The following is a 9130-nucleotide window of genomic DNA, read 5'->3' as shown; positions in this document are numbered from 1 at the left end:
AATTCAATTCAACCCCTAAAACATTTAACGATATATAGAATATTTATAGATAATATAAATCATAAACAATTAAAAGTATATAACTGTTTTCAAAAATAACGGATACAGAAGGGCAAATAAAACACAAGCGGCAGAAATCAATAAAATAAAAACGATAAATAGAGAATTATTTTTAAAACGAAAAATTATCTCATAAAACTAATGTTACTTGGAAATAACTTTTAACAGGGTTTTGGCAAAATTTTGGAAGTGTTCTATTTATCACAAAAATATAAAATTGTCGGAAAATTCAATCAAACGAATTGTAAACCTTTCATTTGTAATTCGAATGTTAACTATACCAAAAGCTTAATAATAAGATACCGGATTTAGAGATTTATCATTATTATTAGATACTAAAAATCAAAAAAAGTGTCTGAAAATAATTGCAGAAATGCGCAACAAGAGAGGGAAAAACGGAGTTATGCGTACATGGGTTTCGGATCAGTTTGAACCGGAAATAACCGCGTTTGAATCTTGAACTGTTGTTTTCCTTTTATGTAAACTTAAAACCTCGATTGATTGTATTTTTGCATTTCAAATATTATTCGCGGAATCATCTGCTGACCAACAGCCGGCACATTTTTTCGTTTAAACCATTTATTTACTAAAATCTGCCTGATTAATCACTTTAGAGGTTACTTATAATGAAAGAAATCAGAATTCACGGACGCGGCGGACAGGGTTCCGTCACAGCCGCAGAACTTCTTTCCATTGCCGCTTTTGCCGACGGCAAATTCAGCCAAGCGTTTCCGGCGTTCGGTGTGGAAAGACGCGGTGCACCCGTTCAGGCTTTTATGCGCCTTGACGATGTGCCGATTCGTATCAGAAGTCAAATTTATGAACCGGACTACGTCATTGTCCAAGATCCGACACTCCTTGACGTTGTCAATGTGACCGGCGGTCTCAAAGAAACCGGCGCCTTGATCATCAACACCAAGGAATCCGCCGACGCTTTCAAGAATTTGAACACGAAAGCCAAAATCATGACCGTCGACGCGACCAAAATCGCAATGGATGTCATCGGCGTTCCGATCGTGAACACGATTTTGCTCGGCGCATTCGCAGCCGCCACAGGTGAAGTGGCTGTCGAATCCATTCAGGAAGCCGTTAAGGAAAGATTTGCCGGAAAAGTCGGCGAAAAGAACGCGGAAGCCATTCGCATTGCTTACGACTTTGTCAAAGGAGAGATGAGCGCATGAAAATCACAATCGGTGCCGTCTGCGAACCCGGAACGGCAATGGAAAACAAAACCGGCGGCTGGAGAACATTCATGCCGGTCTTTGATTACGAAAAATGCATCCGCTGCGCCATCTGCGAAGTCGCATGTCCCGACATGTGCATTTACGCCGACCAAACGACAGCGAATGACAAAGGAAAATGCTTGTACAAAGCAGATTACGATTATTGCAAAGGATGCGGCATTTGCGCAAACGAATGCCCGAAAGACGTGATTACAATGACTTTGGAGGAAAAATAATGGCAGTTAACCCGAACGACAAATCCAAGATGACTGTTGTCGAAGGCTCTTACGCCGCCGCGCACGCCGCAAAAGTCGCGCGCCCGCAAGTCATTTCAGCATACCCGATCACACCGCAGACGCACATCGTGGAAGATTTGTCTCAATTTATGGCAGACGGCGACATTCCCGGCTGCGAATATATTAACGTGGAATCCGAATTTTCGGCAATTTCCGCTTTAATCGGCGCATCCGCCGCCGGCGCCAGAACGTATTCTGCGACGACTTCTCAAGGTCTCTTTTTGATGCACGAAGCTTTGTTCAACGCATCCGGCATGAGACTTCCGATTGTGATGACGGTTGTCAACCGCGCCGTCGGCGCTCCGATTAACATCTGGAACGACCAGCAGGATTCCATCGCGCAACGCGATTCCGGCTGGATTCAGATCTACGCCGAAGACACGCAAGAAGCGGCCGACATGGTGCTTCAGGCATTCAAGATTGCCGAAGACAAAAGCGTCCTTTTGCCGATCATGGTTTGTATGGACGGTTTTGTTTTGTCTCACGTTTACGAACCGGTCGTTTTAATGGACCAGAAAGAAGCGGACGAATACTTGCCGCCGTTTGAGCCGGACAACTATTTGGACCCGAAGAACCCGATGTCTTTTGGAACGCTCGGCGACCCGTCCGTTTACACTGAATTCAGATATTTGCAGGAACAAGCCATGACAAACGCGCTTTCAGTCATTGAAAAAGCGGCTGATGACTTCAAAAAGGTGACCGGCAGATATTACGGCGGTTTGATTGAAGGCTACGAATTAGACGACGCGGATGTTGTTGTCGTTTCATTCGGCTCGCTCCTCGGAACGATTAAAGATGTCGTTGACGAATACCGCGCAAACGGCGAGAAGATTGGTGTTTTGAAAATCCGTTCTTTCAGACCGTTCCCGACGGAAGCTGTCAACAATGCTTTGAAGAACGCGAAAGCGATTGTCGTCGTCGAAAAAGACATTTCAATCGGCAGAAACGAAGGCGCTCTGTTTACGGAAATCAAAGCCGGCCTTTACAACACGCCGACAAGAATTCCGATGACCAGCTACATGGTCGGACACGGCGGCCGTGACATTCGTCCGATGCACATCAGAGAAATTATCGAAGCAACGAAGAAAGTTGCGGAAACAGGAAAGATTGACGTTGAATCTCAGTTCAATGAAGTGAAGGAGGAATTGCTGTGAGCGACAATCAGCCTTTCAATTTGTTAACCGCCGGCCACAACGGCTGTGCCGGTTGCTGTGACGCGTTGGCTGCCAAATACGTTTTGATGGCAGTCGGCTCTGACTGTATCGTTGTCAACCCGACCGGATGTTTGGAAGTTATGACAACCCCGTTCCCGAGAACGGCTTGGAATGTGCCGTGGATTCACTCTTTGTTTGAAAACGGCGGCGCTGTCGCGTCCGGCGTTGAAGCGGCACTTATTGCGCAGGGACGCAAAGGCAACACCAAGATCATCGGCATGGGCGGCGACGGCTCGACAATGGACATCGGCATCGGTGCTTTGTCCGGCGCGTTTGAACGCAACCACGACATCATGTACGTTTGTATCGATAACGAAGCTTACATGAACACCGGCGTTCAGCGCAGCAGCGGAACACCGTTTGGCGCGTCCACGACAACCAGTCCTGCCGGCAGCAAATCTTACGGCAACAACACCAACAAGAAGGATATGCCGGCCATCATGGTCGCCCACGGCTCTCCGTATGTGGCCACCACGTCCATCGGCTACGCAAACGACATGATGAAGAAGGTCAAAAAAGCGGCTGACACTGTCGGCTCAACCTACATCCACGCGCATGCGCCCTGCCCGACCGGCTGGGGTTTCGATTCGTCCAAGACGATTGAAATGGCAAAGCTGGCTGTCGATTGCTGCCTTTGGCCGCTCTACGAAATTGAAAACGGAGAAATCACCGCCGTTAAGAAAATCAAAGACCCAAAACCGGTCGAAGAATACTTAAAAGCACAATCCCGTTTCAAACACCTTTTCAAGATGGAAGGCGGCGACAAAGAAATCGAAAAGATTCAGCAGCTCGCCGACAAAAACGTTGCAAAATACGGACTTGACAAGTAATTTTACTTGTCATTCTTTTCTTTTTTTCTGATTTTTTTTTATTTACTTTTTTTGTTCGCGCCGGCGCGCGCGAAACGGACCGATTTTTGGAAACGGTTTGAAAAATATGATTGTTTTTTTAATTTCAATTTTAATAAAAACAGATTCTATCGACTTTTTTTAATTTAATTAGATATAAATAGTCATCACTCTGTATAGGAAATCGGATTAAATTAAAAGAAGAAAAAATGATGAAATCTGCATTAGAAATCGGACAATATTTCATAGAAAAATCAGATTTATCGAACTCGTGGGAAGGAAATACGAAACTTCAAAAACTGTTGTTTTTTTCCTGGCTCATCCATTATTACAAATTTCAAAAATCATTATTTAACGATGATTTTTTTGCATTTGAAAACGGCCCGGTTGTTGAAAATGTCAGAAAATCATATAAGGTCAATTATTTTGATCTGAAAAACAAACTGTTACCGGAATACTCAAAGGAAGAATATGACACATTAACCTTAACGAATGAAATTTTCGGCGATTCTGATTGCGACGAATTGATTGAACTCAGTCACAGGTCTCCGATTTGGGAAAAATATTTCAAAAATTCAATAAAATCAGATTCAAAAGAAAATACGATATATTATTGCACAGGGATTTCAAAAATTCCGAGAGAAGAGCTTCAAGAGGAACTTCGAATGATTGAAAATGTTCTATATGTTTACGAATATCAAAAAACGGTGGAAGTAAATCATGGTACATTGTAAGCAAGCATTGTTTTTTGCGCCGCCGAAATATATCGAAGGCACAATTAATATTTTTAAAAACGAACGGCCGATGTTAATCATTGATCACGATTAGAATTTAAAAAAGGTTATCATGGTTAACGTGACAAAAGCTGAAGGTAAACCAAGATGTTATTTTAATCAGAAATATGTTTTAATCAAAAATCATAAGCCACCGTTTAATAAATTATCATTCGCTAAAGTTGACGGTGTTTATATTTCGGATTATTTCCCGGATTTGAGAAAAAAAGTTCTTCATCGTGGTAAAACTTTGAATGATGGCGATTTTAAAGAGATTATTTCTAAAATTGATTATGATAGAAAAATTATGTTTACAGAAGAAGAGATACGTTTGTTTAATGATTTTAATTCCCATTTTTCATAAACATCTCTTCATACAACTCAATCTTCCTTTTCAACCGCTCGGAAACATACTTTGACCCGCCCTCGCAAATTTCCAAAATCAAAATTGATTCTTCATAATACTCCGCAATCTTTTCAGCGCCCCAATGCACCGGCGGTTTTTGTAAATTAATAATCCTGTCGCACATTTTGATCGTTGCAATATCGGAACCGCCGGCGCGGATTTCGTTTAAATATTTCAAAAGCGGTTGATCGTCTTTTTTTGTAAGCAAATCGACACCGGAAACGACTTTTGAATCAAAATGTTCAAGCATTTCTTCTTTTGTAATCGGCGTGTCTTCTAAAACATCATGAAGGAGTGCGATTTGGACGGCAGTTTTGATGTTTGACAGCGGCTCGACTCTGTCAGCGGCGAGCACTTCGGCGGCAACCATGCAAACGTGCATGATGTACGGCAAATTACCGGCGTAGAATTGTCCGTTGTGCGCGGCGGCGGCGTAGAAAAGTGCTTTGTTGTAAAAATCCTGCAATTCTTCGGGCGGTGCGATGTTAGAATATTTCATTTTGAAAACCTTTTTTTGTCTTTAACTTCTTTCCATTTTAATGTTTTTAACATTTGATTTTGTTTCAATTTTAGGAAATATATTTATAATAACAAAAACTTCTAATTAGTAATGACTACTAAAATATTTGCAGTAATTTTGTTTGCTTTTATTTTCATATCGGCAACAATTATTCCTGTTTATGCAGAAGAAGGAATTTGGAGGCAAAACGAATTCGGAGAGTGGGAACTCAGTTCCGAAACGATTAACGCGACCCCTCCGACAGATCCGTCTGTTCTCCGCCGACTTGAAAATCAAAATGATGTTTTGGCGGTTTACGGCGAAATTCCTCAAATAAACGGAAAAGATGCTCATGACAGACGACTCGCCGTTGAGCAAACTGCAAAAGCTGTTGCCGGCGACGACATCATGCGAGAATATCAGGAGCGCGGTTTAGTGATCGGTATCGGCGCGATTGTTGACGGATACGTTGTCATTGAAATTTTGGAAGAAAAAGCGGGAGAATTTGAACCCGGCGACATTGAACTTTTGAAAACGACGGCGGACAAATACGCTGAAATTTACGGCATTTTGAATTTGCCGTTGGTATTCCAGGCAAAACAAATGCCTTACGGGTTTGAGATGCTTGAAAGCGAAACAAAAATAGGAAATCAATTCACGCCTTTTTTATCTTCATTTAATTTCCCGAAAATTTTCGATTCCTCTTTTTTGAAAAAATAAGAATTTAAATTCACCATCATCACATAACCGTCTTCGCCGTCGGAATAATATTGTGATTCAACCCACGCGGTCGAAAATCCGAGTTTTGTGTACAAATTAATCGCCGGCTTGTTGCTCACGCGAACTTCAAGCGACGCTTTTTGAAGGCCTTTGAGCAGGAAATAAGTGCAAATGTGATCAATCAATCGCTTGGCGATGCCTTGATTTCTGTGATATTTGCTGACGGCAAGTGAGAAAATGTGCCCTTCGGATTCCGAAAGCGCGTAGCCGACAATAAAACCGGCAACATCGTCTCCAATCGTGCAAACAAAAAAGCCGTCATGGAAGACTTCATAAAAATTGATGTATTCATACGGATTGTGCTCGTTGAAAGCTTCCGCTTCAAGCATGAGAATACTGTATTTGTCGTCGGGAAGATACCGGCGAATGAACGGCTGCGGAAGCGGAACAGTCATGATTACAATTATAGAAAATCTTACATTTGAATGTTTGGCAAATCAACGGTATTCAATCGTTGTTTTGAATCATCGTTTGATTTTTTTCGGGTTTTTTAGTTGTTTTCCATTTCACATTTCTTCATGATACTCGCGCCGACATTTTTCAGCATATTCTTCAAAAACGTTTGAAATTTCAAAGATAAGCGACTCCCGTTCCGCCGCCAATTCATCATCGGACAGATGCCGAATTTTAATTTCCTTATGAAGCTCATTGATTTTCAGACGCATTTCTCGAGAATACGGCAAGCCTTTCGTAAACCATTGCGCATGCGCCCGGACGTTAACGTGAGGAAGCAAATCATATTGCTTCAAACCGGAAAAATAGTGATTCAAATCGGCGGCGCGAGTTTCAAATTCATCCGGCAGTGAAATAATTTCCGGCGCGCCCGTTTTCAAATAAGATTTTAATCTTCGGAAAATGTTCGGATTTCCGATTGCCGCGCGCCCGATCATGTAACCGTCGCAATTTGTCAACTCCGTTGCCGTTTGAAGCGATTTTTCGTCAACGATATCACCGTTTAAAATAACAGGGATGGAAAGCTCTTTTTTGACAGCTGCGATGATTTTCCAATCCGCGTTTCCGGAATACATTTGGCCGCGCGTCCGGCCGTGAATTGTAATTGCCGACGCGCCGGCATCTTCTAAAGATTTCGCGAGGCGGATTGTTTTTTCATCGTCTTTGTAAATTCGGATTTTGGCGGTGACGGGTAATTCGGCGACTTCACAAACGCGGCGAACGATGTTTGCCGGATGATTTTCAGAGCCGAAATCCTGCGCCATTAAAGCCGCGCCGCAGCCGGTTTTAGTAATCGGCGGAGAGGGGCAGCCCATATTAATATCAATGACTTTGGCTGCCGGCGCAAAAAACTTTTCCAACCCTGCGGCGGCTTTTGCAATGGATTCCGAATCGTTTCCGACGATTTGAATGCCGTAAGGAATGCCGTCGATTGAAAATCCGCGATTTTTCGCGTACGGATCGCCGTGATTGAAGCCGTCTGAGTGAATCATCTCCGTGTACGTGAAATCGGCACCGCAAAGATGCGCGACGTGGCGGAAAGCCGGATTTGTGACATCCGCCATCGGTGCCAAAAATAAAGCCGGTTTTTTGGAAAAATCGTAAAACATAAAACAGCCTCAGCGAGTATTCAAAAGATGTTCTGATATTTATTTTTGCTTTCATCAGGGGATATTTTAAAATGAATGAAATCATTTTCCAAAAATATTAAAATTTAAAAACAAAAATCATAAAAAAATTAAAAATCGAAGATTAAAAGAAACAATTTTTAAAAATAATTATCGGGAGAAATAAAATTTGAGAATTATCGCTTTTGTCGGCATGCCCGCGTCCGGAAAATCCGAGGCGTCTAACGTTGCGAGAGAAATGGGAATCCCCGTCGTGACGATGGGCGATGTCATTCGAAAAGAAGTCGAGCTGCGCGGCGCAGACCCTGCCGACGGCGGCAAAATCGCAAACGAATTGCGTGAAAAAGAAGGCATGGACGCGATTGCAAAGCGCTGTATGGCAATGATTGACGAAAAGATGAAAGAAACGCCGTCTAAAGTTTTCGTCATCGACGGCGTTCGCGGAATCGCCGAAGTCGATTATTTCAAAGAACATCTCGGCGACGGATTTATGCTCGTTTCAATCGCCATTGATTCGCCGATTGAAGAGCGTTTTGACAGAATTGTCTCCCGCAAAAGAGAAGACGATATGGACAACATCGAACAGCTCAAAGAGCGCGACACGCGCGAAATCGGCTGGGGCATGGGCGAGGCGATCGCAGCATCTGACAGAATCATTGAAAACACATCAACACTCGATGATTACCGCGTAAAAATCCGAAAATTGTTTGAAGAAATGATTGCCGAAGAAGAAAACAAATGAATTGATACTATGATTCACGCAAAAATCACGTTTTCCGCACCCGTTTACGCAACGGAAGATTCCGAAAAAGTCAAAGCCGCCGTCTCCAACATGGTCAATTACGGCCGCCCGAAAGCAGAAGAAGTTCTGCCGGAATCGGTTTCCGGTGCAAACCACACGCATGAGGAAAACAAAACGGCATCTGACGATAAAAACCCCTTCATTTCCGATGCAGAAAACATAAAAGAAACGGCTATTGCCGTAGGAGATCTGGATCTTTTATCAAGCATTCACTACCTGATTCGAAAAGAAGAAATCATTGACACCGCAAACACCGCGCTCACCGACGGAATTGATGAAACCGGCTGCAAAACCTTTGTTGCGCTAAATAAACAGGCGGCGCTGATGAAACACCTGAGTTTTCCGGCAGACACCGAACCGCTCGGCTCGGTTTATTTGGAAATTAAGGCGGAAACGCCGGATGAGCTTTTAAAAATTATTGACTGGCTGACACCGCCGACCAAAGAAGGCGTGCCGGTTTATGAATTAAAATTTAATGAATTGTAAAAACCGACTTTGGTTTTTCGATTCGTTTTTGAAAAACGGAACGCTCATTTGATTTATTTTTTTGAAAAACGGATTCCTGATTTGATTTATTTTTTTGAAAAATTGCGCGGCTCGCGCGCGGCGGCAACAGCCGCCGGCAACGCAAACCTAGCTCCAACAGGCA

General features: G+C 43.0%; 12 protein-coding genes. 9 read left to right on the top strand and 3 right to left on the bottom strand.

The annotated features are described in order from the left end of the window. The first annotated feature begins 686 nt into the window (after positions 1-686). The 6 genes from MmiEs2_RS07710 to MmiEs2_RS07685 all read left to right on the top strand — a co-directional run bounded on the left by MmiEs2_RS07710 (position 687) and on the right by MmiEs2_RS07685 (position 4778). Positions 687-1241: a pyruvate ferredoxin oxidoreductase subunit gamma gene (locus MmiEs2_RS07710; protein ID WP_316559287.1), complete on the top strand. Its 555-nt coding sequence runs from the start codon at positions 687-689 to the stop codon at positions 1239-1241. Further along, the gene (locus MmiEs2_RS07705) at positions 1238-1519 is read left to right on the top strand and encodes a 4Fe-4S binding protein (RefSeq protein ID WP_316559286.1); all 282 of its coding nucleotides are present in this window, start codon (positions 1238-1240) and stop codon (positions 1517-1519) included. Before MmiEs2_RS07710 ends, MmiEs2_RS07705 begins: the two co-directional genes overlap by 4 nt. After that, positions 1519-2733 carry a pyruvate synthase subunit PorA gene (porA, locus tag MmiEs2_RS07700; RefSeq protein WP_316559285.1) on the top strand — a complete coding sequence of 405 codons (1215 nt, stop codon included), beginning with the start codon at positions 1519-1521 and terminating at the stop codon, positions 2731-2733. Before MmiEs2_RS07705 ends, porA begins: the two co-directional genes overlap by 1 nt. Further along, a complete protein-coding gene (locus tag MmiEs2_RS07695) occupies positions 2730-3623 on the top strand; it encodes a thiamine pyrophosphate-dependent enzyme (protein WP_316559284.1) in 894 nt (297 codons plus the stop codon). Before porA ends, MmiEs2_RS07695 begins: the two co-directional genes overlap by 4 nt. Before the next feature lie 227 nt (positions 3624-3850). After that, complete coding sequence (locus MmiEs2_RS07690) at positions 3851-4375, top strand: Panacea domain-containing protein (RefSeq protein ID WP_316559283.1); 525 nt, start codon at positions 3851-3853, stop codon at positions 4373-4375. 112 nt (positions 4376-4487) lie between these two features. Continuing rightward, a complete protein-coding gene (locus MmiEs2_RS07685; protein ID WP_316559282.1) occupies positions 4488-4778 on the top strand; it encodes a hypothetical protein in 291 nt (96 codons plus the stop codon). Here the strand turns inward: MmiEs2_RS07685 and MmiEs2_RS07680 are convergent. Beyond that, entirely contained in the window at positions 4759-5319 is a 561-nt protein-coding gene (locus tag MmiEs2_RS07680; RefSeq protein WP_316559281.1) for a hypothetical protein, read from the bottom strand. The two genes, MmiEs2_RS07685 and MmiEs2_RS07680, sit on opposite strands and share 20 nt — an antisense overlap. A gap of 138 nt (positions 5320-5457) precedes the next feature. On the opposite strand from MmiEs2_RS07680, the gene MmiEs2_RS07675 reads away from it, so the two are divergent. Beyond that, on the top strand, positions 5458-6039 hold the full coding sequence (locus tag MmiEs2_RS07675; protein ID WP_316559280.1) for a hypothetical protein: 582 nt from the start codon (positions 5458-5460) through the stop codon (positions 6037-6039). Here the strand turns inward: MmiEs2_RS07675 and rimI are convergent. Together rimI and MmiEs2_RS07665 are read right to left on the bottom strand one after the other, a co-directional pair. Further along, positions 5970-6494, bottom strand: coding sequence for a ribosomal protein S18-alanine N-acetyltransferase (rimI, locus tag MmiEs2_RS07670; protein WP_316559279.1), 525 nt, complete (start codon positions 6492-6494; stop codon positions 5970-5972). The two genes, MmiEs2_RS07675 and rimI, sit on opposite strands and share 70 nt — an antisense overlap. A 111-nt stretch (positions 6495-6605) precedes the next feature. Then, positions 6606-7661: a tRNA dihydrouridine synthase gene (locus MmiEs2_RS07665; RefSeq protein WP_316559278.1), complete on the bottom strand. Its 1056-nt coding sequence runs from the start codon at positions 7659-7661 to the stop codon at positions 6606-6608. Between the two features lie 187 nt (positions 7662-7848). On the opposite strand from MmiEs2_RS07665, the gene MmiEs2_RS07660 reads away from it, so the two are divergent. Together MmiEs2_RS07660 and MmiEs2_RS07655 are read left to right on the top strand one after the other, a co-directional pair. Next, on the top strand, positions 7849-8421 hold the full coding sequence (locus tag MmiEs2_RS07660; RefSeq protein ID WP_316559277.1) for a nucleoside monophosphate kinase: 573 nt from the start codon (positions 7849-7851) through the stop codon (positions 8419-8421). 9 nt (positions 8422-8430) lie between these two features. Then, entirely contained in the window at positions 8431-8967 is a 537-nt protein-coding gene (locus tag MmiEs2_RS07655; protein WP_316559276.1) for an RNA-binding domain-containing protein, read from the top strand. Positions 8968-9130: the final 163 nt, after the last annotated feature.

This window comes from Methanimicrococcus stummii (assembly GCF_032594435.1).
GTDB classification, from domain to species: domain Archaea; phylum Halobacteriota; class Methanosarcinia; order Methanosarcinales; family Methanosarcinaceae; genus Methanimicrococcus; species Methanimicrococcus stummii.
Note: the sequence above shows the minus strand (reverse complement) of the source record. Positions and strands in the feature narration are given on the sequence as shown.